Genomic DNA, 25,783 nt, shown 5'->3' with positions numbered 1-25,783 from the left:
TCTGGGTCGGGGGCGGCTGGGAACGCCTGAACGGGCCCGGGGCGCCCCCGGGCCCGTTCGAAGGGCCGGCGCGTCAGAGCGCCGCGCGCTCCTTCAGCGGCTCCCACCAGGCACGGTTGTCGCGGTACCACTGGACCGTCTCCGCGAGGCCCTGCTCGAAGCTCTTGCGGGGCTCGTACCCGAGTTCCTCGCGAATCTTCGTGCAGTCCACGGAGTAACGGCGGTCGTGGCCCTTGCGGTCCTCGACGTACTCGACGCTGGTCTCCCAGTCGGCGCCGCAGGCCGCGAGCAGCAGCCCGGTGAGCTCCTTGTTGGAGAGCTCGGTGCCGCCGCCGATGTTGTAGACCTCGCCCGCCCGGCCCTTGGTGCGCACCAGCTCGATGCCCTGGACGTGGTCGTCGATGTGCAGCCAGTCCCGGACGTTGCCGCCGTCGCCGTACAGCGGGACCTTCTTGCCGTCGAGGAGGTTGGTCACGAAGAGCGGGATGACCTTCTCGGGGAAGTGGTGGTGCCCGTAGTTGTTGGAACAGCGGGTCACGCGCACGTCGAGGCCGTGAGTGCGGTGGTACGACAGCGCGATCAGGTCGCTGGAGGCCTTCGCCGAGGAATACGGCGAGTTCGGCTGCAGCGGGTGGGTCTCGGGCCAGGAGCCCTCGTCGATCGAGCCGTAGACCTCGTCGGTGGAGATGTGCACGAAGGTCTTGATGCCCGCGCGGTGGGCGGCGTCGATGAGGGTGTGAGTGCCCACGACGTTCGTACGGACGAACTCGGCGCCGCCGTCGATGGAGCGGTCCACGTGCGACTCGGCGGCGAAGTGCACCACCTGGTCGTGCTCGGCCATCAGCTTGCCGACCAGCTCGGGGTCGCAGATGTCGCCCTGCACGAAGGCGAACCCGGGGTGCTCGCGCACCTCGTCGAGGTTGGCCGGGTTGCCCGCGTACGTCAGCTTGTCGAGGACGGTGATCTCGACGTCACCGGGGCCCTCGGGGCCGAGCACGGTACGGACGTAGTGCGAGCCGATGAAGCCGGCACCGCCGGTCACCAGAATCCGGGTGGTCATGAGGAGATCTGCACCTTGCTGTGATCACCGAGCACGAGCCGGTGGGCCTTGGGGTTACGGGGAGCGGGCGTGACCTCGACGTCACGGCCGATGAGCGAGGACTCCACGCGGCGCACACCGGTCACGGAGGACCCGCGCAGCACGATGGAGTACTCGATTTCGCTGTCCTCGATCCGGCAGTCCTCCGAGACGGAGGTGAAGGGACCGATGTAGGCGTCGTTCACCACGGTACCGGCGCCGATGATCGCGGGGCCGACGATCCGGCTGCCGCTGACCTGTGCGCCCGCCTCGATGCGGACGCGGCCGATGATCTCGCTGGCCTCGTCGACCGTGCCGGCGGTGTGCGGCTCCAGGCTCTCCAGGACGGACCGGTTGACCTCCAGCATGTCGACGACGTTGCCGGTGTCCTTCCAGTAGCCGGAGATGGTGGTGGAGCGGACGTCGCGCTTCTCGTCGATCAGCCACTGGATGGCGTGCGTGATCTCCAGCTCCCCGCGCCAGGACGGCTCGATGGAGCGGACCGCCTCGTGTATGGCCGGGGTGAACAGGTAGACGCCGACGAGCGCGAGGTCGCTCTTGGGCTCCTTCGGCTTCTCCTCCAGGCCCACCACCCGGCCGCCGGCGTCGAGTTCGGCGACACCGAAGGAGGTGGGGTTGGGGACCTGGGTCAGCAGGATCTGCGCCTCGGGCCGCTCGGCCCTGAACTCGTCCACCAGACCGGTGATGCCGCCGACGATGAAGTTGTCGCCGAGGTACATGACGAAGTCGTCGTCACCGAGGAAGTCCCGGGCGATCAGCACGGCGTGGGCGAGCCCGAGCGGCGCTTCCTGCGGGATGTAGGTGACCTCGATCCCGAACTGCGAGCCGTCGCCCACCGCCTCACGGATCTCCTCCGCGGTGTCGCCGACGACGATGCCGACCTCGGTGATCCCGGCCTCGGCGATCGCCTCCAACCCGTAGAAGAGCACGGGCTTGTTGGCGACCGGAACCAGCTGCTTGGCGGAGGTGTGGGTGATCGGGCGGAGGCGAGTGCCCGCTCCCCCGGAGAGCACGAGTGCCTTCACGTAATGAGCCCCAATGACGGTGCGAGATGGGGACGGGACCCCAACTGTGCCTATTTGTCGTAATTCTCAGCTCACATCGTAACCGACCCCCGGCGGGGGCGATTCACGGGTCGTTCGCACATTCGACACCTGTATGACGACCCGAAACCGCAAGGGGTTGTGCAAGCAAAGCAAAAAAATGATCCGCCCCTGGTCAAAACCGGGGACGGATCACTTACTTCCTACAGAGAGACCTCGGTCTCGTCGGCCTCAGCTCGACGGCCTCAGCTCTCGTCGGCGGTGGCCGAGACCGAGGACAGCGTCTGCTCCGCCGCCGCGGTCTTCTTCGCCGCCGCCTTCTTGGTCGTGGCCTTCTTCGCCGTGACCTTCTTGGCGGCCGTCTTCTTGGCCGCCGTCTTCTTGGTGGCGGCCTTCTTCGCCGTCGCCTTCTTGGCCGTCTTGCGGGCCGTCTTCTTGGCCGGGGCGGCCTCGTCGGCGGACTCCTCGGCAGGCGCCGGGGCCTGCGCGGCGGTGTCCGCCGCCGACTCCGTGGCCGGGACGACCACGACGGCCGTCTCCTCCGGCGCGGTCGGCGCGGTGGCCTTGCGCACGGCACGGCGCCGCGGACGGGCCGGGGCGGCGCTCTCGGCGGACGCCTCGGGCTGCTCGGCCGGGGCCTCCGCGGGGGCGGGGGCGGAGGCGGGTGCCTCCTCGGCGGCCGGCGCGGACTCGGCGACCGTCACGACGGCCGCTTCGGCACCCGCGGGCGAACCCGCCGGCGCGGACACCTTCCGGGTCGCACGACGACGCGTACGTCCCTTGGGCGCGGCGTCCTCGACGACCGGGTCCTCGACGGCGACCGGCTCGGCCTGCGCCTGCACGGCGGGCTCGACCTGCACCGGACGCTCGGCCTCCTCCTCGGCGGTCACGTCCTGCGCGGTCGGGACCTCGGCCTTCTCCGCGCGCTCGGCCTTCTCGCCACGATCGCCGCGCTCGCCACGTTCAGCCCGCTCACGCCTGGGCGCACCGGCCGGAGCCGAGGCCCGACGGCTCGCCCGGCGCCGGGAACGGCCACGGCCGACCGCGGCCTCCGCCTCGGCGACGCTGCTGTACAGCTCCTCGTCCGGCTCGAAGGCGGGCGCGGGCAGCGCGACCGGCTCGGCGACCTCGGCGACGACCTCGGCCTCGGTCTCCTCCTCGACGGAGTCGACGACCTCGGCGCTCTCGGCCTCCGCCGTCTCCGCGGCCACAGCGGCCTCGTGCACATGCTCGATGCCACCACGCCCGCGCTTCTTGCGCTTGCCGCCGCCACCGGCGGAGGTCGGCTGCTCCATGTGCACGATGACGCCACGCCCGTTGCAGTGGACGCAGGTCTCGGAGAAGGACTCGAGGAGGCCCTGTCCGACCCGCTTACGGGTCATCTGCACGAGCCCCAGCGAGGTCACCTCGGCGACCTGGTGCTTGGTCCGGTCCCGGCCCAGGCACTCCAGGAGGCGCCGCAGCACCAGGTCCCGGTTGGACTCCAGGACCATGTCGATGAAGTCGATCACGATGATGCCGCCGAGGTCGCGCAGCCGCAGCTGACGCACGATCTCCTCGGCCGCCTCCAGGTTGTTCCTGGTGACCGTCTCCTCCAGGTTGCCGCCCTGGCCGGTGAACTTGCCGGTGTTGACGTCGACGACGACCATCGCCTCGGTCCGGTCGATCACCAGCGAACCGCCGCTCGGCAGCCAGACCTTGCGGTCCAGGGCCTTGGCGAGCTGCTCGTCGATCCGGTACGTGGCGAAGACGTCGACCTCGGAGGTCCACTTCGACAGCCGGTCGGCCAGGTCGGGCGCGACGTGCGAGACGTATCCGTGGATGGTCTCCCACGCCTCGTCACCGCTGACGACGACCTTGGTGAAGTCCTCGTTGAAGATGTCCCGGACGACCCGGACGGTCATGTCCGGCTCGCCGTACAGCAGCGTCGGGGCGTTGCCGTTCTTGGCCTTCTTCTGGATGTCCTCCCACTGCGCCTGCAGTCGCTCGACATCACGGCGCAGCTCGTCCTCGGAGGCGCCCTCCGCGGCGGTGCGGACGATGACGCCCGCGTCCTCGGGGACGATCTTCTTGAGGATGGTCTTCAGCCGCGCCCGCTCGGTGTCGGGCAGCTTGCGGCTGATGCCGGTCATCGAGCCCTCGGGCACGTACACGAGGTAACGGCCGGGAAGGGAGACCTGGCTGGTGAGCCGCGCGCCCTTGTGCCCGATCGGGTCCTTCGTCACCTGGACGAGCACGGACTGCCCGGACTTGAGGGCGGACTCGATGCGCCGCGGCCCGTTGGCCATGCCCAGCGCCTCGAAGTTGACCTCACCGGCGTACAGGACGGCGTTGCGCCCCTTGCCGATGTCGATGAAGGCGGCCTCCATCGAGGGAAGGACGTTCTGGACCTTGCCCAGATACACGTTCCCGACGTACGAGGTCGACTGCTCCTTGTTGACGTAGTGCTCGACGAGCACGTTGTCCTCAAGAACGCCGATCTGGGTGCGCTCACCGCTCTGCCGGACGACCATCACACGCTCGACGGCCTCACGGCGGGCCAGGAACTCGGCCTCGGTGATGATCGGAACGCGACGGCGGCCCTGCTCACGGCCTTCGCGCCGACGCTGCTTCTTGGCTTCGAGACGCGTGGAGCCCTTGATGGACTGCACCTCGTCGGAGGGCTCGGCCTTCGGGCGGGGCTCACGGACCTTGACGACCGTGCGCTCCGGGTCGCCGTCACCGGGCTCGGTGTCCACGGAGGAGTCACCGGCACGACGACGACGGCGCCGGCGGCGACGGCTGCTGGAGGACGAGGAACCACCCTCGTCGGAGTCCTCCTCGGCATCCTCCTCACCCTGCTCGGCGGTGTCCGCGGCGTCCTGATCGGCCCGCTCGTCCTGCTCGGCGGCGAACTCGTCGCTCTCCTCGCCCTCCGCCTCGGCGGACTCACCGCGACGACGGCGACGGCCACCGCGACGACGGCGCCGACGCGAACCGGTCTCCTCGGCGTCCTCCGCCTCGACGACGTCCTCGGCGCTCTCCTCGGCGTCCTCGGTCTCCTCCTCGGCGGCGGCCTCGACGACCTGGGCCTCGGCGGCCTCCTCACCACGGCGGCGGCGACGGCGGCGCGGCGCGGGCTCCTCCTCCTGGAACTCCGCCTCGGGCTCCTCGGCCTCCGCCTCTGCGGCAGCGGCCTCGGCGGCGGCCCGCTGCGGCGTCTGGAACTGCGGCTCGGTGAACACGGGCGCCTGGAAGACGGCCACGGCGGGCCGCGCGGGTCGGCGCGCCCCCTCGTCCTCGCCGTCCTCGTCGGCCTCCACGGCAGCGGGCTGCGCGGCGGGCGCGGAGAACCCGGTGGCGGCCCGACGCACGGAACGCCGCCGCGCACGACGCGGGGAGGCGTCGTCGGCGGGGGCCTCGCTCGCGGCGACCGTTTCGGCAGCCTCGGCGGCCTCCGGCTCCACGACGGTCTCGACGGGCTCGACGGGTTCGTTCTTCTCGGCAGCGCTCACCGGCGCCTCCACGCTCTCGGGCGCCCCGGCGGGCGCGGACACCCGACGCGTGGCACGCCGGCGGGCCCGGCGGGGGGCCTCTTCTTCGGCAGCAGCCTCAGCGGCGACGGTCGACTCCGGCTCGGCCTGCGCCGGAGCAGCGGTGTCCTCGGCGGTCTCGGTGTCCTGGACGGCCTCGGCGCCCTGCGGCGCACCGGCGGGCGCGGAGGCCCGCCGCGTGGCACGACGACGCGTACGCCCGGCAGGCGCGGCCTCGGCAGGCGCCTCGGCGACGGCCTCCTCGGCCTTCTCCTCGGCAGCGGGTACGACGGTCTCGGCAACCTCAGCGGCAACCGGAGCCCCAGCAGGCGCAGACGCCCGACGCGTGGCACGACGACGCGTACGACCAGCGGGCGCAGCCTCAGGAGCCTCGACAGCCTCATCGGCGACCACCTCGGCGACGGCCTCCTCGGCCTTCTCCTCGGCAGCCGCTACGACGGTCTCGGCAACCTCAGCGGCAACCGGAGCCCCAGCAGGCGCAGACGCCCGACGCGTCGCACGACGACGCGTACGACCAGCGGGCGCAGCCTCAGGGACCTCGGCAGCCGTGGCAACCGTCGGCTCTTCGGTCTTTTCGGTCTCTTCGATTTCCTCGGATCCGGCGGCCGGTATGGCCGGCGTCACCTCGTCCGGTGTCCCGGCTGCGCCGGTGACCGGCGAACCCGCCGGTCGGGATGCGGCACGGCGCCGACGACGCGGCGGCAGGGTGTCGCTCGGGGTGTTGAGTTCGGAACCCTCGGTGGGTTCGGTCGGCTCGAGCATGCGGGCGTTTCTCCCGTCAGGCTCCCGGGCGCCGCGCCTGGTCCGGCGATGCCGGTGACGTCCGCGGCTCGCGCGATGCGCGGTGCCGCCGTCCGGGGCGCGGGCGCCGCACGGGAGCTCTCTGTGTCCTGTCTCGCCGGTTCCGTACGCCCTGTTGGGTACGGCCTGGCGAAAGTCTTCTGGTCGGTGCGCTGCCCGACCCAGGTGGCTCCCGAGTACGAGGGCGGCGCTACGACGTCCGTCCTTTCGCGGGACCTTCCCTACGCCGGCGCCTTCGCGGCGGCAGCGGCCGTGGGGGCCTCAGCTGCCTCGCGGTCGGGCGCGAGCGGGTCGGTCACCGTGCCGGTCTCTTCATCGAGCAGCCCCTGCGCCAGCCTGGTCACCGCTGCGGGGACCGGCGGCGCCAGGTCGGCCACGGCGCGGAGACCGGACAGGACGTCGTCGGGTCGTACGGCAGGCGTCACGTGCCGAACAACCAGCCGCAGTATCGCACAGGGCTGGTCGGTCGGCCTATCAGCCTGTGGACTGTGCGTCTCAAGTTGTACGACTGCGGAGCGGGCGTCAAAGGAACGGATGCCGTTCTTGGTCTTGCGCTGGACCTCGACGGCGTCGGCGGCGTTGAAGGCGACAACGGCCTTCTCGGCCTCCGCCGGCTCCAGTCCGTCGAGCCGCAGCTCCCACACCGAGGCCGTGAGCCGGTCGGCGAGCCCGGACGTCCGGGCCTCGACCGCGTCGACGATGTCGAGGCCGGCAGGCATCGACTCGTCGAGCAGAACCCTGAGCTTCTCGGGGTCCCGCGCCTGGGTGAGGGCGATCTCCAGATACTCCGCCTCACTGCCCGTGCCGGTGGGTGCGGCATTGGCGTACGACACCTTCGGATGCGGCGTGAACCCCGCCGAGTACGCCATCGGCACCTCGGCACGGCGCAGCGCACGCTCGAAGGCGCGCTGGAAGTCACGGTGGCTGGTGAACCGGAGGCGGCCGCGCTTGGTGTAACGCAGTCGGATGCGCTGCACCGCGGGTGCGGGCGGCGGGCCTTCGGGCTGTCGCTTGCCCAGTGTCGTTCAGTCCTTCGTGAGTGCGGTCGTACTGCTACCAAGAGTACGTGTCTTACGGCCCGACGGTTCCCGCCGGTCCACGGCGACCGCCTCCCGCGGCTCCCCGAGGAGCATCCGCCGGAAGTCGGCCCGCGCCTGCCGCACGGACTCCCGTGCCGAGGCGAGCGCCTGCCGGGAGGCCCGCCCCACACCGCGCGCGGCCTCGGCGACGGGCCGCAGCACGAGATCCCGTACGAGGTGCCCGACGGGTGTCAGCAGCGTCCGGTACACCCATCGCACCGGCTCCACGAAGACCCACCGGAAGAGCGTCCCGAGGAACCGCCCCACCGCCAGCGAGATGTACCCGGCGATCCGCCAGGCATGCCCGAGCGCGTCCCCCACCTCCCGCCCCACGACCGCGAGGAACCGCCCCACGGGCACCAGCACCCACCGCCACAGCGCGAGCAGGGGCAGCACCAGGAGCACACGCGCGACCCAGTACAGCGCGAGCCCGATCCCCCGGAGAACCCAGAGCAGCCCATGCCCGACGGGCGTGAGGATCCACTCGTACACCCACCCGGCAGGTACGACCACGAGATACCGCACCAGCCAGGCCATCGCGGCGTACACCCCGGCCCCGATCGCGGCGAGCCCGCCTCCGATCCCGCGCAGCACCCACATGACCCCGTGCCCGACGGGCGTCAGCACACGCGCGTACAGCCACCCGAAGCCGTGCCCGACGGGGGTGAGCACATACCGGTACAGCCACACCACCGGCACGACGACGAGGTACTTCCCGAGCCACCCCAGCACCTTGCCGAGCGGCACGACGGCATACCGCCACAACCCCACCAACGGCCATACGAACACGGCCCGCCCGACCCACAGCAACGCCCGCCCGACCGGCCGCAACACAACATCGTTCAGCAGCCGCCCACCCACGACGAGCGCATCCCACACCACCCGCACCGGCACCACCAGCACGAGCACGACGATCCGCAACGGCACCCGAATCGCGACGGCGAGACACCCGTCGGGCTGCTGCGGCCGCGACGCCGCAGGTGACGGCTTCTCCAGGTCCATACCGACGTAGACGCCCACCACCCTGCGAACGTTCCGAAGTCGCGGGCCGCTCAGGTGAATCACCGCACGACAAGGACTCCGACGACGTCACCGACGAAAGCGCCGGCTCAGGCTTGCCGCAGGACTTGCCGAGAAAGGGATATCCGGCGCCGCTCCCGGTCGACGTCCAGGACGACGACCGTCAACTGGTCACCGACCTGTACGACATCCTCCGGCGCCGCCACGGGCGCCGGACCCAGCTCGGACAGCTGCACCAAACCCTCAACACCGTCGGCAACCCGCACGAAGGCCCCGAACGGGACCAGCCTGGTCACCCGCCCACTCAGCCTGTCGCCCACCGCGAGACCGTCGGCGAACTCCAGGAAGGGGTCCGCCCGGGTGGCGCGCAGGGACAGCCGGGCTTCCCCGTTCCAGGTGTCGAACTGCAAGAACTCGCACGACACCCGCTGCCCGATCCCGACGACGTCGGACGCCGCCTCGATACGGGTCCACGACAACTCGGGGTACGTGATGAAGCCGACGCCGGGATGGACCGGATGATCGGGCCCGTCATCGAGCGCCACGAACACCCCGAACGGCTCGATCGCCACCACTGTGCCGGTCAGAAGCTCACCGGGCCCAAGTCGCTTGAGGAATCCCCAGAGTTCCGGGTTCTCAGTGGCCGCCATCGACAACCGCACCCGGCCCGCATCCAGATCCACCGCGAGCACCTCACCGGCGATCCTCCGCCCCACCACGGCAACGTCGTCGAAGCGCCTCCGCCAGGAGCAGTCCAACGTCCCCACCGACCCGAGCGGGTGAGCCGGGAAGCCGTCCAGCGTCACCGACATCTCGGACCGGGAAACCGCGACGACCGTCCCGTGGCAGACATCACCGACACAGATCGCCGCCAAAAACTTCCGGCCGTCCTGTCCAGCCGACACATCCCCCATGAACCGAAGGCTCTCACGGAGAGATCACCAAAAGCGCGGGAGGCGTTCTCAGTACCTCCCGCGCGATCACACACCGTCAGACCTCAGCGCGAGTGCCCACTCCCGGCCGGCATCGCCCCACCGTTCTTGACCGTCAGGGGCAGCAGCTTCTTGCCGGTCGGGCCGATCTGGATGTGGGTGTCCATCTGAGGACAAACCCCACAATCAAAACAAGGCGTCCACCGGCAGTCCTCGACCTCCGTCTCGTCGAGGGCGTCCTGCCAGTCCTCCCAGAGCCAGTCCTTGTCGAGGCCGGAGTCGAGGTGGTCCCAGGGGAGGACCTCCTCGTAGGAGCGCTCGCGCGTGGTGTACCAGTCGACGTCGATGCCGAAGTCGGCGAGGGCCTTGTCGGCGCAGCTCATCCAGCGGTCGTAGGAGAAGTGCTCGCGCCAGCCGTCGAAGCGGCCGCCGTCCTCGTAGACCGCGCGGATGACCGCGCCGACGCGACGGTCGCCGCGGGAGAGCAGGCCCTCGACGATGCCCGGCTTGCCGTCGTGGTAGCGGAAGCCGATGGAGCGGCCGTACTTCTTGTCGCCGCGGATCTTGTCGCGGAGCTTCTCCAGGCGGGCGTCGGTCTCCTCCGCGGAGAGCTGCGGCGCCCACTGGAACGGCGTGTGGGGCTTGGGGACGAAGCCGCCGATGGAGACGGTGCAGCGGATGTCGTTCTGGCCGGAGACCTTGCGGCCCTCGGCGATGACGTTCATCGCCATGTCGGCGATCTGGAGGACGTCCTCGTCGGTCTCGGTGGGCAGGCCGCACATGAAGTAGAGCTTCACCTGGCGCCAGCCGTTGCCGTAGGCCGTCGAGACGGTGCGGATGAGGTCCTCCTCCGACACCATCTTGTTGATGACCTTGCGCATGCGCTCCGAGCCGCCCTCGGGGGCGAAGGTCAGACCCGAGCGGCGGCCGTTGCGCGTGAGCTCGTTCGCGAGGTCGACGTTGAAGGCGTCCACGCGGGTGGAGGGGAGGGACAGACCGATCTTGTCCTCCTCGTACCGGTCCGCCAGGCCCTTGGCGATGTCGCCGATCTCCGAGTGGTCCGCCGAGGACAGGGAGAGCAGGCCCACCTCCTCGAAGCCGGTCGCCTTCAGGCCCTTCTCCACCATCTCGCCGATGCCCGTGATCGAGCGCTCGCGCACCGGGCGGGTGATCATGCCGGCCTGGCAGAAGCGGCAGCCGCGCGTGCAGCCGCGGAAGATCTCCACGGACATGCGCTCGTGGACCGTCTCGGCGAGCGGAACCAGGGGCTGCTTGGGGTAGGGCCACTCGTCCAGGTCCATGACCGTGTGCTTGGACACACGCCACGGGACGCCCGACTTGTTGGGGACGACACGGGCGATACGGCCGTCCGGCAGGTACTCCACGTCGTAGAAGGCCGGGATGTACACCGAGCCCGTCTTCGCGAGCCGGAAGAGGACCTCCTCGCGGCCGCCCGGCCGGCCCTCCGCCTTCCAGTCACGGATGATCTTCGTCATGTCGAGCACGGCCTGCTCGCCGTCGCCGATGATCGCCGCGTCGATGAAGTCCGCGATCGGCTCGGGGTTGAAGGCCGCGTGGCCGCCGGCCAGGACGATCGGGTCGTCGATCGTGCGCTCGCGCGACTCCAGCGGGATGCCCGCCAGGTCCAGGGCGGTGAGCATGTTCGTGTAGCCCAGCTCCGTGGAGAAGGACAGACCGAACACGTCGAAGGCCTTCACCGGGCGGTGGCTGTCCACCGTGAACTGCGGGACGCCGTGCTCCCGCATCAGCGCCTCCAGGTCCGGCCACACGCTGTACGTGCGCTCGGCGAGGACGCCCTCCTGCTCGTTGAGGACCTCGTAGAGGATCATGACGCCCTGGTTGGGCAGCCCGACCTCGTAGGCATCGGGGTACATCAGCGCCCAGCGGACGTCAGAGGACTCCCACGGCTTGACCGTGGAGTTGAGCTCTCCGCCGACGTACTGGATCGGCTTCTGCACATGCGGGAGCAGAGCTTCGAGCTGCGGGAACACGGACTCGGCGGCCGCAGCGACTTCGGCAGGCATCTCGCGAACCTTCGGGTGGGCTGGACAGACAGGGGTGACCATCTAGCGTAACGCGATCGCGGACCACCCCTGTCCCGCCGATCACACCTCCATCGACCTCTTGATCGACGGCCAGGTCACCGGCAGGTCCAGCTCCACCAGCTCGGCCCGCCGCTCCTCCCGCCCGTACAGCACCCCGTACGTGAACGAGCTCTCCCCCGCAGCATGCGCCTGACCTGCGAGTTCCCGCAGCGCCTCGCGGGTCATCACGCTGTCCTGGTGATCACCGAGCAGACCTTGCAGGGCCTTCATGGACCGGACGAGATCGATCGCGGGCTCCCCCAGCGCCTTGGATGCCGCCTCCGCCGAGTACCGCGTCCGCTTGCACTTCTTGCGCGCCTCGTGGATCGCGAGGTCCCGCTCGGTCCCCGGCGACAGCTCCACCGCCTGCTCGACCAGCTCCGTCAGCTTCCCGAAGTCCTTCCGTACGGCCTTGGGGATCACCTTCGACGGCCTCCCGCGGGCCGCCTTCAGCAACGGCGGGCTGTCCACCAGGGCGTCCAGAGCGGCCAGCAGCGCCAGGTACCGCTTTCCGTCGAGTACGGCGATCAGGCGGCGGCGCGATCCGCCGCTCCGGGCGTGCGCCCAGGTACGCAGCCGGGTGCGGACCGGGCCCGCCAGCAAGGCGCGCGGCAGTTCGTCGAGGGCGGCGGTCAGGCGTTCCGTCAGGACCTCCTGGTCCCGGTCCACGCCCAGCTCGCCGGCGAGCCACTTCAGCTCCTCGCCGATCGGGTCGGTGACGGCCCGGTCGAGGACCGTTCCGTACGACTTGAAGGCGCTGCGCATCCGCCGGGTGGCGACCCGCATACGGTGCACGGAGTCGTACAGGTCCCGCCGGACGGCCGGGTCGAGTTCGACGATCGCGTCCCGCTGGGCGCGGAGATAGGCGAGGACGTGTTCCCCGGCGGTCTCCGGCGCCCTCGCGCGCGGCTTCCGCCGGTCTTTCAGTCCGCCCGTCTCCGCCAGCGCCCACTCCAGTTTCGACGCCGCGAGGGCCGGCCGTACGCCCGCCTTGCGCAACCGTTTCTCCACCTTGTCCAGGAAGACGGGGTCGCCGCCGTCGGCGAGTTCGACCTCGATCTCGGTCCACTGGACGATGGCGCCGGTGGTGCCCCCGGCGAGCCGTTCGGCCTCCACGGCGTCGACGCTGGCCTCGGCGAGCAGCGCGCCCTCGGCGTCGACGAGGTGGCGTACGTCCCGGTCGGAGCGCAGCCGGACCACGGGAACCAGCTCGGCGTCACGGACGTGTGAGCGGACGAGTCCGGCCAGGACGCGCGGGACGGTGTCGGACAGGGGCGCCTGGATCTCGTCCCGTACGCCGGGCGAGACGGGGAACTTCAGATGCCAGCCCGCGTCGGAGCCGCCGGTGCGGCGGCGCAGGGTGATGAAAGCCGTGGCCAGGCGCTCGTCAGGGGTGTCGTAGTAGGTGGCGTCCAGGTGTGCGACACCCTTGTCGATGACAGCCGCGACCCCGGCGACGCCGGTGAGGTCGGGCAGTCCGCTCTCGTCGGACCTGTACTTCCGCTCGATCTCGCGCTTTGTGTCCGCCATGAACTGAATCTAGACGCAGTCGGGGCGGGACGGCAGAGGGCGCCGACGGTGAATCCCGGGGAAACCGCCGGTGGTCAGGAGGTGAGCAGCGCCCGCAGCTCCTGACCGTCCGGGAACGGCGTGTCCTTCGCCGTCCGGGAGACGAGGTGGATGTGGGCGTCCTCGAACTGGTGGTACGACATCGGCTCGGGCCCCTGTCCGACGATCACCACGTTGTGCTCAAGGCGCCAGCTCACGTACCGGGTGTCGTACTTGGGCTGCCGGATGTCGTGGTCCGGCAGGCCCAGCCGGTCGGTGAAGCGCTGGACGACGCCGGCGTGGTGCGCGTCGAACTCCGGCCGCCAGGCGCCTTCCTGGCTGGTCCAGCCGGGTATCGCGCCCCAGATGTCCTCGTCGAGGAGGCCGCCGTCGACCGAGTAGAGGTAGGCGAAGGGCAGATACAGCGTGCCGTCGCCGTCGGCCGTGACGAAATGGCCCTGCGGTGTGACATGCGTGGCCTCGGGGACATCGGGCGTCTCCTCGTACGCCGGCCCCTGCACCGTCTCCGCCCAGTCGGGCCAGCCGGTCTCGCGCAGCCGCGCCTCGACGGTCTCGCCGTCGGTCAGGTCCAGCTCGGCCAGGGCGAGAATCCGGCTCACCAGCTCCTCGCCGACCGGGCACACGGCCACGTACTCGTCCGACATCCCGCTCCCCCGTAAAAGGCACCCGTGCGAAAGGCTCCCGCGTGAAAGGCTCCCGTGTGAAAAGCTTCCGCCGCGGCGCTACGCCGACATCGGCCGCTGGACTCTGATCGACTGCAACAACCCGACCGCCACCCACACCGCGAACATCGACGATCCGCCGTACGACACGAACGGCAGCGGCAGACCGGTGACCGGCATGATCCCCAGGGTCATCCCGATGTTCTCGAAGGACTGGAAGGCGAACCAGGCCACGATCCCGGCGGCCACGATCGTGCCGTACAGCTCGGTCGTCTCCCGGGCGATCCGGCAGGCCCGCCACAGGACGACCCCGAGCAGCACGATGATCAGGCCCGCACCGACGAAGCCCAGTTCCTCCCCCGCCACCGTGAAGACGAAGTCGGTCTGCTGCTCCGGCACGAACTGACCGGTGGTCTGCGACCCCTGGAACAGGCCCGCGCCCGTCAGCCCGCCGGAACCGATCGCGATCCGCGCCTGGTTGGTGTTGTAGCCGACGCCGGCCGGGTCGAGGCTGGGGTTGGCGAAGGCGGCGAAGCGGGCGATCTGGTAGTCGTCCAGGACGCCGAGCTGCCAGACCGCGATCGCGCCTGTCGCACCCGCGCCGAGCAGTCCGAACACCCAGCGGTTGGAGGCACCGGAGGCGAGCAGCACACCCAGCACGATGATGACCATGACCATGACCGACCCGAGGTCGGGCATCAGCATGACGATCAGCATCGGTACGGCGGCCAGGCCCAGCGCCTGCAGCACGGTCCGGTGGTCCGGGTACGGCTTGTCGCCCGCGTCCACGCGCGCCGCCAGCAGCATCGCCATGCCCAGGATGATCGTGATCTTCACGAACTCCGAGGGCTGCAGTGAGAAGCCGCCGCCGAGCACGATCCAGGAGTGCGCCCCGTTGACGGTGGAGCCGAGCGGGGTGAGCACCATCAGGATCAGGAACACCGAGGCGCCGTAGAGGATCGGCACGGCGGTGCGCAGTGCGCGGTGGCCGATCCAGACGGTGCCGATCATCAGGGCGAAGCCGATGCCGGTGTTCATGAGGTGCCGGAGCAGGAAGTAGTACTGGTCGCCCTGGTTGATCTCGGTGCGGTTGCGGGTGGCCGAGAAGACCAGCAGGGAGCCGATCATCGACAGGGCGAGGGCCGCGAACAGTATCGGCCAGTCCAGCCGGCGGGCCAGCGAGTCGCGGGCGAACAGCCGCGTCCAGCCGGCCCGTTCGGGCCCGTAGCCGGAGACGGAGAAGCTGTTGCCGGTCATGTGCACATCCTCCGGCTTCCGCGCTTCCGGCGCCGCCTGCGGGTGTCGCGGTTGCCTGCCGCCGGCTTCTCGACGGTCGCCGCCAGCTGGGTCTCGTCCGGCTCGGGAGCGCCCTCCTGGCTGACCCGCTGCTCCTTGGCCGGGTCCTTGGAGACCTTCGGCGACTTGATGGTGCCGTCCGTCTGGACCTTCGGCAGGCTCTTCTGCGGGGTGGGCAGCAAGGCGTTCTTCTCGTTGATCGTGCCGTCGTCGGAGACGCCGTACAGCGCGTCGTAGATGTTGCGCACGGCCGGGCCCGAGGCGCCGGAGCCCGTACCACCCTGGGAGATCGTCATGACGATCGAGTAGTCCTTGGTGTACGTGGCGAACCAGGAGGTCGTCTGCTTTCCGTAGACCTCCGCGGTACCGGTCTTGGCGTGCATCGGGATCTTGTCCTGCGGCCAGCCGACGTCGGCGAACCGCCAGGCGGCGGTGCCGCGGGTGGCGACTCCCGCGAGGGCCTCGTCCATCTCGGCCAGCGTCTTCTTGCTTATGGGCAGCTTGCCGTGCGCCTCGGGCTTGATCTCCTCGACGGTCCTGCCGTCGGCGCTGACGATCGCCTTGCCGACGGACGGGGTGTAGAGGGTGCCGCCGTTGGAGATCGCCGCGTAGATGGTGGCCATCTGGATCGGGGTGACGAGGGTGTCGCCCTGTCCGATGGAGTAGTTGACGGAGTCACCGGCGCGCATCAGGTTGCCTTCGAGGCAGTTCTCGTAGGCGATCTGCTCGGCGTAGGTGCCGCCCTTCTTGCCGGTCTTGCACCAGGCGTCCTTGTTGGCCTTCCAGTAGTCGAGCTTCCACTGGCGGTCGGGGATGCGGCCGGTGACCTCGTTGGGCAGGTCGATGCCGGTCTCGGCGCCGAGGCCGAACTGGTGGGCGGTCTTGTAGAACCAGTTGTTCGCGTTCTTCTTCGGCTTGGTGCCGCCGTCCTTCTTCCACTCCTCGTGAGAGAGGCGGTAGAAGACGGTGTCGCAGGAGACCTCCAGGGCGCGGCCGAGGCTGATCGGGCCGTATCCCTTGGACTCGAAGTTCTTGAAGACCTGGCCGCCGATCGAGTACGAACTGGAGCATTCGTACGGGCCGTTGAAGGAGTAGCCGGCGTTCACCGCGGCGGCGGTCGGGACCACCTTGAAGATGGAGCCGGGTGCCGACTGGCCCTGGATGGCGCGGTTGAGCAGCGGGTAGTTGGAGTCCTTGCCCGTCAGCTTCTTGTAGTCCTTGGCGGAGATCCCGCCGACCCAGGTGTTGGGGTCGTAGGTCGGGTTGGACGCCATGGCGACGATGCGGCCGGTCTTGGCCTCCATGACGATGACGGCACCGGAGTCCGCCTTGTAGTTCTCACCGGTATTGTCGTCGAACTGCTTGCGGGCTTCCTTCATCGCGTCGTTCAGCTCGTACTCGGCGACCCGCTGGACGCGGGCGTCGATGCTGGTGACGAGGTTGGAGCCGGGCTGGGCCTCGTCGGCCTCGGCCTGGCCGATGACCCGGCCGAGGTTGTCGACCTCGTAGCGGGTGACGCCGGCCTTGCCGCGCAGCTCCTTGTCGTACTCGCGCTCCAGGCCGGAGCGGCCGACCTGGTCGGAGCGGAGGTAGGGCGAGTCGGTGTCCTGGGCCTTGGTGATCTCCTCGTCGGTGACCGGGGAGAGGTAGCCGAGGACCTGGGCGGTGTTGGCCTTGCCGGGGCCCGGGTAGCGGCGGACGGCCTCGGGCTCGGCGGTGATGCCGGGGAAGTCCTCGGCGCGCTCGCGGATCTGCAGGGCCTGCTTGGCGGTGGCCTCGTCGGTGATGGGGATCGGCTGGTACGGCGAGCCGTTCCAGCAGGGCTGGGGGGTCTCGGCGTCGCAGAGGCGGACCTTCTGCATGACCTCCTCGGGCTTCATGCCGAGGACCTTGGCCAGCTTGGTCAGGACGGCCTTGCCGTCGTCCTTCATCTTCAGCAGGTCGGTGCGGGAGGCGGAGACCACGAGGCGGGTCTCGTTGTCCGCGATCGGCACTCCGCGCGCGTCCAGGATCGAGCCGCGCACCGCGGGCTCCACGACCTGCTGGACGTGGTTGCCCGACGCCTCCTTGGCGTACTCGTCGCCCTCGCGGATCTGGAGGTACCACAGGCGCCCGCCGAGGGTGCCGAGGAGGGACAGGACGAGTACCTGGATGACGATGAGCCTGATCTGGACCCGTGGGGTCCGACCGGTCTCGGGGATGTTGGTCACTGCGGCTGCCGCCCCCTCTCAGTGCGCCGAGTTGTGTGCGCGTACGAATGATGAACGGCTGACCTGTGAGACGGCGTTCCGCCCCCGCAGACACGTTCGAGTGAACTCAGCAGCCCCGACAGCCCCGACAGCCACTTGCCCCGCCCTCACAGCCGCTTGACCCCCTTGATGCGACCGACGCGCGCGGTCCGGGTCCGTGCCTTGGTCTTCAGCGCGCCGAGTCCGCCCCGCTGGCCGCCGATCTTCAGGCCGGTCCCGGAGGACAGCCACCCGGAGGAGATGTCGGTGGCCTTCTTGGCGGAGGTGTTGGTGTCGGCGAGGGGGTCGTTCTCGGCGCGGCGGGCGAGCGCCATGATCCCGGGGACGACGAAGGGGGCGAGCAGCAGGTCGTACAGCGCGGCGGTGAACAGCAGGCTGCCGAGGCCGACATGACGGGCCGCGGTGTCGCCGACGAGGGCGCCGACACCGGCGTAGAGCAGGGTCGTGCCGACGGCCGCGGCGACCACGACGAGCATCGGGCCGGTGGCGGATTTGAGTCTGCCGTTCTCGGGCTTGGCGAGTCCGGCGAGGTAGCCGATGACGCACAGGACGAGGGCATAGCGGCCGGCCGCGTGGTCGGCGGGCGGGGCGAGGTCGGCCAGCAGTCCGGCGCCGAAGCCGACGAGGGCGCCGCCGACATGGCCGTACACCATGGCGAGGCCCAGGACGGTCAGCAGCAGGATGTCGGGGACGGCGCCCGGCAGGTGGAGCCGGGACAGGACGCTGACCTGGAGGACCAGGGCGACGACGACGAGGGAGGTGGAGAGCAGGATCCGGTTGACACGCAAGGGGAATCAGCTCCTACTGCTCTTGCTCGAACTGGCCGTCGACGGGGGCGTTCGCGGACGGGGTCACCGTGACGGTGACCGTCGGCCTGGGGGTCGGTTTCGGCTTGTCGGGCAGCACCGTGTCGCGCGGGTCCTTCTTGGGGGCCTCGACGACGACGCCGACGATGTCGAGCTTGGTGAAGCTGACGTAGGGCGTGACGTAGAGGGTGCGGGTGAGGTCGCCGCCTGAGGGGTCGACCCTGGAGACCACGCCGACCGGGACGCCGGGCACGAAGGGCTTGTCGGCCTGGGAGCCGAAGGTGACGAGACGGTCGCCCTTCTTCACCTCGGCCTTGCCGTTGAGGAGTTCGACGCGCAGGGGGCGGTCGCCCTGTCCGGAGGCGAAGCCGAGTTCGTCGCTGGCCTCCATGCGGGTGCCGACGGTGAAGTCGGGGTCGTTGGCGAGGAGGACGGTCGCGGTGTTCGGCCCGACGGTCGTGACACGGCCGACCAGTCCGTCGCCGTTGAGGACGGTCATGTCGCGCTTGATGCCGTCGTTGGAGCCCACGTCGATGGTGATGGTCCAGGAGAAGCCCTGGGCCGCTCCTATGGCGATGACCTCGGCGCCCTTGATGCCGTACTGGCCCTCGCCCGCCACCTTCAGCATGGAGTTCAGCTGCTTGAGGCGGCTGGAGTTGCGGTCGTCGCTGCCGAGTTTCGCCTTGAGGGCCGCGTTCTCCTTCTCCAGGGCGGCGAGCCGGTCGTGCCGCTCACCTGAGTCGCGGATCGCGGAGACCGCGTTGCCGACCGGGTTCACCGCGGCGGAGACGCCGTCCTCGATGGGGCCGAAGACCGTGGCCGCGGCCTGGCGGGCACCGTCGACCGGTGAGTCCTCCCCGCCGCGGATGTCCACCGTGATCAGTGCGAACGCGATGGCGATCAGCAGCACCAGGAGCAGCCGGCTCTCTCGTGTGTCCCTCACGTGCGGCGGCCGTGCCTTCCTCATAGGAATGTGCAGGTGTTCAGGTGTACGTGACTGCGAATGCCCGAAGACTCTTGGGCGAGCTTATGCCTCTATATCAACGATCCGCCGCACGAGAGGAGATCATCTCGTACGGCGGAATCGAAGAGTTACGTCATCTGCGCGGCTGGGCGTCCAGCACCTGCTGGAGCGCCTCGAACTCCTCCACGCACTTGCCGGAGCCGAGCGCCACACTGTCGAGGGGGTCCTCGGCGATGTGGATCGGCATGCCGGTCTCCCGGCGCAGCCGCTCGTCGAGGCCGCGCAGCAGGGCGCCGCCGCCGGTCAGAACGATTCCGCGGTCCATGATGTCGCCGGACAGCTCGGGCGGGCACTTGTCGAGGGTCGTCTTGACCGCGTCGACGATCGCGTTGACGGGTTCCTCGATCGCCTTGCGGACTTCGGCGGCCGAGATGACGACGGTCTTGGGCAGTCCGGAGACGAGGTCCCGGCCGCGGATTTCGGTGTGCTCGTCAGCGTCGAGGTCGTACGCCGAACCGATCGTGATCTTGATCTGCTCGGCCGTCCGCTCACCGAGGAGGAGGGAGTACTCCTTCTTGATGTGCTGGATGATCGCGTTGTCCAGCTCGTCGCCAGCGACGCGGATGGACTGGGCGGTGACGATGCCGCCGAGCGAGATGACCGCGACCTCCGTCGTGCCGCCGCCGATGTCCACCACCATGTTGCCCGTGGCCTCGTGGACCGGCAGGCCGGAGCCGATGGCCGCGGCCATGGGCTCCTCGATGATGTGCACCTGGCGGGCGCCGGCCTGGGACGACGCCTCGATGACGGCGCGGCGCTCGACGCCGGTGATGCCCGAGGGCACACAGACGACGACGCGCGGACGAGCCAGATACCGCCGCTTGTGGATCTTCAGGATGAAGTAGCGGAGCATCCGCTCGGTGATCTCGAAGTCGGCGATCACGCCGTCCTTCAGCGGCCGTACGGCAACGATGTTGCCGGGGGTCCGCCCGATCATCTTCTTCGCTTCGGCGCCGACCGCGAGAATGCCACCGGTGTTGGTGTTGATCGCGACGACGGACGGCTCGTTGAGTACGATCCCGCGACCCCTGACGTACACCAGCGTGTTGGCGGTCCCGAGGTCGACAGCCATGTCACGGCCGATGAACGACATTGAGTTCCCCATCAGGATTCGTCTGGCCTTCCCTGGGAGCTTCTGAGGGCTTTTCAGGTCGGCGAAGTGGGTGCGGTGACGTGAAGGGTTCCATCGTAGTGGCGCCCGCACGGACACTGCGTAAGGGTCTCCGCCATTGTCAGCAGATGCTGACTGCGTTCGCTCCTGGAGAGGGGCGTTCGGGGGTGCTGGTTCCCTCGATCGCCACGCATATGCCAAGAAAGTCCGGGACCGGGGCCCCGGACTTTCACCACCGGCACACGAGTTACGCGCGCCCCGGGAAGAAGATCTTCACCTCGCGCTCGGCGGACTCCTCGGAGTCGGAGGCGTGGATCAGGTTCTCGCGGACGATCACGCCGTAGTCACCGCGGATGGAGCCGGGCGCGGCGGCGATCGGGTCGGTCGGGCCGGCCAGCGCGCGCAGGCCCTCGATGACCCGCTCGCCCTCGACGATCAGCGCGACGACCGGGCCGGAGGCCATGAACTCCACCAGCGGCTCGTAGAAGGGCTTGCCCTTGTGCTCGCCGTAGTGCTGCTCCAGCGTGTCCTGGTCGAGCGTGCGCAGCTCCAGCGCGGTGATCTGCCAGCCGGCCTTGCGCTCGATACGGCTGATGATCTCGCCGGTCAGGCCGCGACGGACGGCGTCGGGCTTGAGGAGGACGAGGGTGCGCTGGGTCACGAGGAGGCTCCTTAGGCAAGCGTGTCAAGCATGGTGCGGGTAGACCGAGGTTACAGGGCGTGTCCGCGCGTTGGTCACACAGCGTCAGGTGTGGTGGAACCCGACGGGGAAGCCGCCTGCGCCGCGAATCTCGCCTTCGCCTCGTCGATCTTCCGCCCGTAGTGCACCGAGGCCCACCACAGCGCCGCGAAGACCGCCCCCAGGAAGAACATCGTCGGTACGACGAACCCGGACGCGATGAGCAGGATCTGCAGGGCCCAGCCCATCGCGATGCCGCCGGGCCGGGTGACCAGGCCGCACAGCACCACGCACAGGAACATGGCGATCCCGCTGACCGTCCACACCGCCGACATGGACAGATCGGAGTCCTTCATGGCGACCAGCCCGGCGAAGCCGATGATGAAGAACTCGCCGATCAGGGTCGAAGCACAGAGCGTACGCACAGGTCAGCCCCTCCTCAGGAGCAGTCGGGCCTCGCCGACGGTGATGACGGAGCCGGTCACGAGCACTCCGCCGCCGGCGAACTCGCCCTCCTCCTCGGCCAGCGTGATCGCGGCCTCGATGGCGTCCGGCAGCCGCGGCTCGACCTGCACCCGCTCCTCGCCGAACACCTCGACGGCGATCGCGGCCAGCTCGTCTGCGTCCATCGCCCGGTGGCTGGAGTTCTGTGTGATCACGACCTCGGCGAAGATCGGCTCGAAGGCTTCCAGCAGCCCCCGTACGTTCTTGTCGCCGCTCGCGCCCACGACCCCGATGAGCCGGCTGAACTCGAAGGCCTCGCCGACCGCCTCGGCGGTGGCACGGGCGCCGGCCGGGTTGTGCGCGGCGTCCAGCACGACGGTGGGAGACCGCCGTACGACCTCGAGCCGCCCCGGCGACGAGACGGCCGCGAAGGCCTTGCGGACGGTGTCGATGTCGAGCCGCTCCGGCCGCTGCGAGCCGACGCCGAAGAATGCCTCGACGGCGGCGAGGGCGACGGCGGCGTTGTGCGCCTGGTAGGCGCCGTGCAGGGGAAGGTAGACCTCCTCGTACTCCCCGCCGAGTCCGCGCAGGGTGAGCAGCTGTCCGCCGACGGCGACCTGACGGGCGACGACCCCGAACTCCAGGCCCTCCCGGGCCACGGTCGCGTCGACCTCTACGGCCTTCTTCAGCAGCACCTGCGCTGCGTCGACCGGCTGCTGCGCCAGGATGACGGTCGCGTCCTGCTTGATGATGCCGGACTTCTCCACGGCGATCTCGGCGGGCGTCCCGCCGAGCCGGTCGGTGTGGTCCAGGTCGATGGGTGTGACGACGGCCACGTCACCGTCGATGACGTTGGTGGCGTCCCAGGTGCCGCCCATCCCGACCTCGACGACGGCCACGTCGACGGGCGCGTCCGCGAACGCCGCGTACGCCATGCCGGTCAGCACCTCGAAGAAGGACAGGCGGTACTCCTGCGAGCCGTCGACCATCTCGACGTAGGGCTTGATGTCGGTGTACGTCTCGATGAAGCGCTCGGCGGAGATCGGCGCGCCGTCCAGGCTGATGCGCTCGGTGACCGACTGCACGTGGGGGCTGGTGTATCTGCCGGTGCGCAGTTCGAAGGCGCCGAGGAGGGCCTCGATCATGCGGGCGGTGGAGGTCTTGCCGTTGGTCCCCGTGATGTGGATCGAGGGGTACGACCGCTGCGGCTCGCCCAGGACGTCCATCAGGGCGGCGATCCTGGTGACCGACGGCTCCAGCTTGGTCTCGCCCCAGCGAGTGGCGAGCTCCGTCTCGACCTCGCGCAGTGCCTTGTCGACCTCGGGGTCCTCGGGGCGCGTCGGCACGTGCGCCTCCGGCGGGGTGCCTTGGGTGCGCAGGGTACGGCTGCCGGCCTCGATGACCGCGAGGTCCGGGTCCCGGTCGGTCTCGGCCGCGATGATCTCGTCGAAGGGGTCGTCGCTCTCACTCACGGGGTCAGTCTACGGAGGGGGACTGACAGGGTGCCTACGGAGTGGGGCGGCTGGTGCCGGTCGGCGGGCGCGGGGAACGTTGTGGCTGGTCGCGCCCACGCGGCGGGGCCGCAAATTCAATGCGGCCCCGCCCCTTCAGGGCGCCTACTGCTGAGGCAGCCTGTCCAGCTGGGACTGGATGCGGGCGATGTCCTCGTCCGCCTTGGCCAGGCGGCCGCGGATCTTGTCCACCACGTTGTCCGGGGCCTTCGCCAGGAACGCCTCGTTGCCGAGCTTGGCCGTGGCCTGGGCCTTCTCCTTCTCGGCGGCGGCCAGGTCCTTCGCGAGGCGCTTGCGCTCCGCCGCGACGTCGATGGTGCCGGAGAGGTCGAGGGCGACCGTGGCACCCGCGACCGGGAGAGTTGCCGTCGCGGAGAAGCTCTCGCCCTCCGGCTGGAGGCGCAGGAGCTGGCGGATGGCGGCCTCGTGCGGGGCCAGGGCCGTGCCGTCGAGCGTGAGGCGGGCCGGGACGCGCTGGCCGGGCTGGAGGCCCTGGTCGGCGCGGAAGCGGCGGACCTCGGTGATGACGGACTGGAGGGTCTCGATCTCCCCCTCCGCCGCGTCGTCACGGAAGCCACTGTCCTTCGGCCAGTCCGCGATGACGATCGACTCGCCGCCCGTCAGCGTGGTCCAGAGGGTCTCCGTGACGAACGGGACCACCGGGTGCAGCAGCTTCAGCGTGACGTCGAGGACCTCGCCGAGGACCCGCTTGCTGACCTCGGCCGGTTCGCCGCCCGCCTGGAACGTCGTCTTGGACAGCTCGACGTACCAGTCGAAGACCTCGTCCCACGCGAAGTGGAAGAGGGCGTCGGAGAGCTTCGCGAACTGGAAGTCCTCGTACAGCGCATCGACTTCGGCGACGACCGAGTTGAGGCGGGAGAGGATCCAGCGGTCCGTCGCCGACATCCTGGAGGCGTCCGGAAGGGGACCCTCCACCGTCGCGCCGTTCATCAGCGCGAAGCGGGTGGCGTTCCAGATCTTGTTGGCGAAGTTGCGGGAGCCCTGGACCCAGTCCTCGCCGATCGGGACGTCGACGCCGGGGTTGGCGCCGCGCGCGAGGGTGAAGCGGAGCGCGTCGGAGCCGTACTTGTCCATCCAGTCCAGCGGGTTGACCGCGTTGCCGAAGGACTTCGACATCTTCTTGCCGAACTGGTCGCGGACCATGCCGTGCAGGGCGATGGTGTGGAACGGCGGGGTGCCGTCCATCGCGTACAGGCCGAACATCATCATCCGGGCGACCCAGAAGAAGAGGATGTCGTAGCCGGTGACCAGGACGGAGTTCGGATAGAACTTCGTGAGCGACTCGGTCTGTTCGGGCCAGCCGAGGGTCGAGAAGGGCCACAGGCCCGAGGAGAACCAGGTGTCGAGGACGTCGGTGTCCTGACGCCAGCCCTCGCCGGTCGGGGGCTCGTCGTCCGGGCCGACGCAGACGACTTCGCCCTCCGGGCCGTACCAGACGGGAATGCGGTGACCCCACCACAACTGCCGCGAGATGCACCAGTCGTGGAGGTTGTCGACCCAGTCGAAGTACCGCTTCTCCATCTCCTGCGGGTGGATCTTGACGCGGCCGTCGCGGACCGCGTCACCGGCGGCCTTCGCGAGCGGGCCGACCTTGACCCACCACTGCATCGACAGGCGCGGCTCGATGGTGGTCTTGCAGCGCGAGCAGTGGCCCACGGAGTGGACGTACGGGCGCTTCTCGGCGACGATCCGGCCCTCGGCGCGCAGCGCGGCGACGATGGCGGAGCGGGCCTCCAGACGGTCCAGGCCCTGGAAGGGACCGTGGGCCGTGATCACGGCGTGCTCGTCCATGATCGTGATGGCCGGCAGGTCGTGGCGCTGGCCGATCTCGAAGTCGTTCGGGTCGTGGGCCGGGGTGACCTTGACGGCGCCGGTGCCGAACTCCGGGTCGACGTGGGTGTCGGCGACGACCGGGATGGAACGCTCGGTCAGCGGCAGCTTGATGAGCTTGCCGACGAGGTGCTTGTACCGCTCATCGTCGGGGTGAACGGCGACGGCGGTGTCACCGAGCATGGTCTCGGCACGGGTGGTGGCGACGACGATGGTGTCGTCCCCCTCCCCGTACTTCATGGAGACGAGCTCGCCGTCGTCGTCCTGGTACTCGACCTCGATGTCCGAGATCGCCGTCAGACAGCGCGGGCACCAGTTGATGATGCGCTCGGCGCGGTAGATCAGCTCGTCGTCGTAGAGCCGCTTGAAGATGGTCTGGACGGCCTGCGACAGGCCCTCGTCCATGGTGAAGCGCTCGCGCGACCATGCGACGCCGTCGCCGAGGCGACGCATCTGCCCGGAGATCTGCCCGCCGGACTCGCCCTTCCACTGCCAGACCCGCTCGACGAAGGCCTCACGGCCGAGGTCGTGCCGGGACTTGCCCTCCTTGCCGAGCTCGCGCTCGACGACGTTCTGGGTGGCGATGCCGGCGTGGTCCATGCCCGGCTGCCAGAGCGTCTCGAAGCCCTGCATGCGCTTACGACGGGTCAGCGCGTCGATGAGGGTGTGCTCGAAGGCGTGCCCGAGGTGCAGGCTGCCCGTGACGTTCGGCGGCGGGATGACGATGGTGTACGGCGGCTTGTCGCTCTTCTCGTCCGCCTCGAAGTAACCACGCTCCACCCAGCGCTCGTACAGCGGCCCCTCTACATCGGCCGGCGCGTACTGGGTCGGCAGTTCGGTGTCGGGCGCTGGTGGCTGCTGCTGAGCGTTCTCGGTCACGGGGTCAGTTTAGGGGTGTCGCGGGCGTGTCCCGAAACGGCTTTGTTCTGTAACGGTGGGACCCCCCGATGCAATGCCCGCGCCAAGTCT

At 69.7% G+C, this 25,783-nt stretch carries 18 protein-coding genes; all 18 read right to left on the bottom strand.

What is annotated here, in order from left to right; translation table 11 throughout:
* Window positions 1–73: 73 nt before the first annotated feature.
* Window positions 74–1,060 carry a dTDP-glucose 4,6-dehydratase gene (rfbB, locus tag PH203_RS13680; protein WP_289920156.1) on the bottom strand — a complete coding sequence of 329 codons (987 nt, stop codon included), beginning with the start codon at window positions 1,058–1,060 and terminating at the stop codon, window positions 74–76.
* Window positions 1,057–2,124 carry a glucose-1-phosphate thymidylyltransferase gene (locus PH203_RS13675; RefSeq protein ID WP_289920155.1) on the bottom strand — a complete coding sequence of 356 codons (1,068 nt, stop codon included), beginning with the start codon at window positions 2,122–2,124 and terminating at the stop codon, window positions 1,057–1,059. Before PH203_RS13675 ends, rfbB begins: the two co-directional genes overlap by 4 nt.
* Before the next feature lie 263 nt (window positions 2,125–2,387).
* On the bottom strand, window positions 2,388–6,437 hold the full coding sequence (locus PH203_RS13670; RefSeq protein WP_289920154.1) for an Rne/Rng family ribonuclease: 4,050 nt from the start codon (window positions 6,435–6,437) through the stop codon (window positions 2,388–2,390).
* A 260-nt stretch (window positions 6,438–6,697) separates the two neighbouring features.
* Entirely contained in the window at window positions 6,698–7,453 is a 756-nt protein-coding gene (locus PH203_RS13665; RefSeq protein ID WP_289920153.1) for a TIGR03936 family radical SAM-associated protein, read from the bottom strand.
* Window positions 7,454–7,501: 48 nt separating this feature from the next.
* Window positions 7,502–8,557 carry a hypothetical protein gene (locus tag PH203_RS13660; RefSeq protein ID WP_289920226.1) on the bottom strand — a complete coding sequence of 352 codons (1,056 nt, stop codon included), beginning with the start codon at window positions 8,555–8,557 and terminating at the stop codon, window positions 7,502–7,504.
* A gap of 107 nt (window positions 8,558–8,664) precedes the next feature.
* Complete coding sequence (locus PH203_RS13655; RefSeq protein ID WP_289920152.1) at window positions 8,665–9,489, bottom strand: S1 RNA-binding domain-containing protein; 825 nt, start codon at window positions 9,487–9,489, stop codon at window positions 8,665–8,667.
* Window positions 9,490–9,572: 83 nt separating this feature from the next.
* Window positions 9,573–11,552, bottom strand: coding sequence for a TIGR03960 family B12-binding radical SAM protein (locus PH203_RS13650; RefSeq protein WP_289920151.1), 1,980 nt, complete (start codon window positions 11,550–11,552; stop codon window positions 9,573–9,575).
* Between the two features lie 81 nt (window positions 11,553–11,633).
* On the bottom strand, window positions 11,634–13,142 hold the full coding sequence (locus PH203_RS13645; RefSeq protein WP_289920150.1) for a CYTH and CHAD domain-containing protein: 1,509 nt from the start codon (window positions 13,140–13,142) through the stop codon (window positions 11,634–11,636).
* A gap of 74 nt (window positions 13,143–13,216) precedes the next feature.
* Window positions 13,217–13,825 (bottom strand): hypothetical protein, encoded by a 609-nt coding sequence (locus tag PH203_RS13640; protein ID WP_289920149.1) that lies wholly within the window; start codon window positions 13,823–13,825, stop codon window positions 13,217–13,219.
* Between the two features lie 78 nt (window positions 13,826–13,903).
* Window positions 13,904–15,100, bottom strand: coding sequence for a rod shape-determining protein RodA (gene rodA / locus PH203_RS13635; RefSeq protein WP_289920148.1), 1,197 nt, complete (start codon window positions 15,098–15,100; stop codon window positions 13,904–13,906).
* Entirely contained in the window at window positions 15,097–17,349 is a 2,253-nt protein-coding gene (gene mrdA, locus PH203_RS13630; protein ID WP_289920147.1) for a penicillin-binding protein 2, read from the bottom strand. The genes rodA and mrdA overlap by 4 nt, the downstream gene beginning before the upstream one ends.
* Before the next feature lie 146 nt (window positions 17,350–17,495).
* Complete coding sequence (gene mreD / locus PH203_RS13625) at window positions 17,496–18,176, bottom strand: rod shape-determining protein MreD (protein ID WP_289920146.1); 681 nt, start codon at window positions 18,174–18,176, stop codon at window positions 17,496–17,498.
* A gap of 13 nt (window positions 18,177–18,189) precedes the next feature.
* Window positions 18,190–19,137: a rod shape-determining protein MreC gene (mreC, locus tag PH203_RS13620; RefSeq protein ID WP_289920145.1), complete on the bottom strand. Its 948-nt coding sequence runs from the start codon at window positions 19,135–19,137 to the stop codon at window positions 18,190–18,192.
* Between the two features lie 154 nt (window positions 19,138–19,291).
* Complete coding sequence (locus PH203_RS13615; RefSeq protein WP_004931372.1) at window positions 19,292–20,311, bottom strand: rod shape-determining protein; 1,020 nt, start codon at window positions 20,309–20,311, stop codon at window positions 19,292–19,294.
* A gap of 265 nt (window positions 20,312–20,576) precedes the next feature.
* Window positions 20,577–20,990, bottom strand: a complete 414-nt coding sequence (ndk, locus tag PH203_RS13610) for a nucleoside-diphosphate kinase (RefSeq protein ID WP_235453816.1) — start codon at window positions 20,988–20,990, stop codon at window positions 20,577–20,579.
* Window positions 20,991–21,064: 74 nt separating this feature from the next.
* Window positions 21,065–21,433 carry a DUF4233 domain-containing protein gene (locus PH203_RS13605; RefSeq protein ID WP_289920144.1) on the bottom strand — a complete coding sequence of 123 codons (369 nt, stop codon included), beginning with the start codon at window positions 21,431–21,433 and terminating at the stop codon, window positions 21,065–21,067.
* Window positions 21,434–21,436: 3 nt separating this feature from the next.
* Window positions 21,437–22,924 (bottom strand): folylpolyglutamate synthase/dihydrofolate synthase family protein, encoded by a 1,488-nt coding sequence (locus PH203_RS13600; protein ID WP_289920143.1) that lies wholly within the window; start codon window positions 22,922–22,924, stop codon window positions 21,437–21,439.
* 144 nt (window positions 22,925–23,068) lie between these two features.
* Complete coding sequence (locus PH203_RS13595) at window positions 23,069–25,693, bottom strand: valine--tRNA ligase (protein WP_289920142.1); 2,625 nt, start codon at window positions 25,691–25,693, stop codon at window positions 23,069–23,071.
* Between the last annotated feature and the right edge of the window lie 90 nt (window positions 25,694–25,783).

The organism is Streptomyces sp. S.PB5 (assembly GCF_030403745.1).
Taxonomy (GTDB): domain Bacteria; phylum Actinomycetota; class Actinomycetes; order Streptomycetales; family Streptomycetaceae; genus Streptomyces.
This window is presented reverse-complemented; position numbering and strand designations above follow the sequence as displayed.

Excerpts from the sequence above, each read along its gene's own strand:
- PH203_RS13615 (WP_004931372.1), bottom strand. The coding sequence starts at position 20,311 with ATGTCGTTCATCGGCCGTGACATGGCTGTCGACCTCGGGACCGCCAAC.
- PH203_RS13640 (WP_289920149.1), bottom strand. The coding sequence starts at position 13,825 with ATGTCGGACGAGTACGTGGCCGTGTGCCCGGTCGGCGAGGAGCTGGTG.
- PH203_RS13670 (WP_289920154.1), bottom strand. The coding sequence starts at position 6,437 with ATGCTCGAGCCGACCGAACCCACCGAGGGTTCCGAACTCAACACCCCG.
- rodA (WP_289920148.1), bottom strand. The coding sequence starts at position 15,100 with ATGACCGGCAACAGCTTCTCCGTCTCCGGCTACGGGCCCGAACGGGCC.
- rfbB (WP_289920156.1), bottom strand. The coding sequence starts at position 1,060 with ATGACCACCCGGATTCTGGTGACCGGCGGTGCCGGCTTCATCGGCTCG.
- PH203_RS13650 (WP_289920151.1), bottom strand. The coding sequence starts at position 11,552 with ATGCCTGCCGAAGTCGCTGCGGCCGCCGAGTCCGTGTTCCCGCAGCTC.
- PH203_RS13645 (WP_289920150.1), bottom strand. The coding sequence starts at position 13,142 with ATGGCGGACACAAAGCGCGAGATCGAGCGGAAGTACAGGTCCGACGAG.
- PH203_RS13660 (WP_289920226.1), bottom strand. The coding sequence starts at position 8,557 with ATGGACCTGGAGAAGCCGTCACCTGCGGCGTCGCGGCCGCAGCAGCCC.
- PH203_RS13655 (WP_289920152.1), bottom strand. The coding sequence starts at position 9,489 with ATGGGGGATGTGTCGGCTGGACAGGACGGCCGGAAGTTTTTGGCGGCG.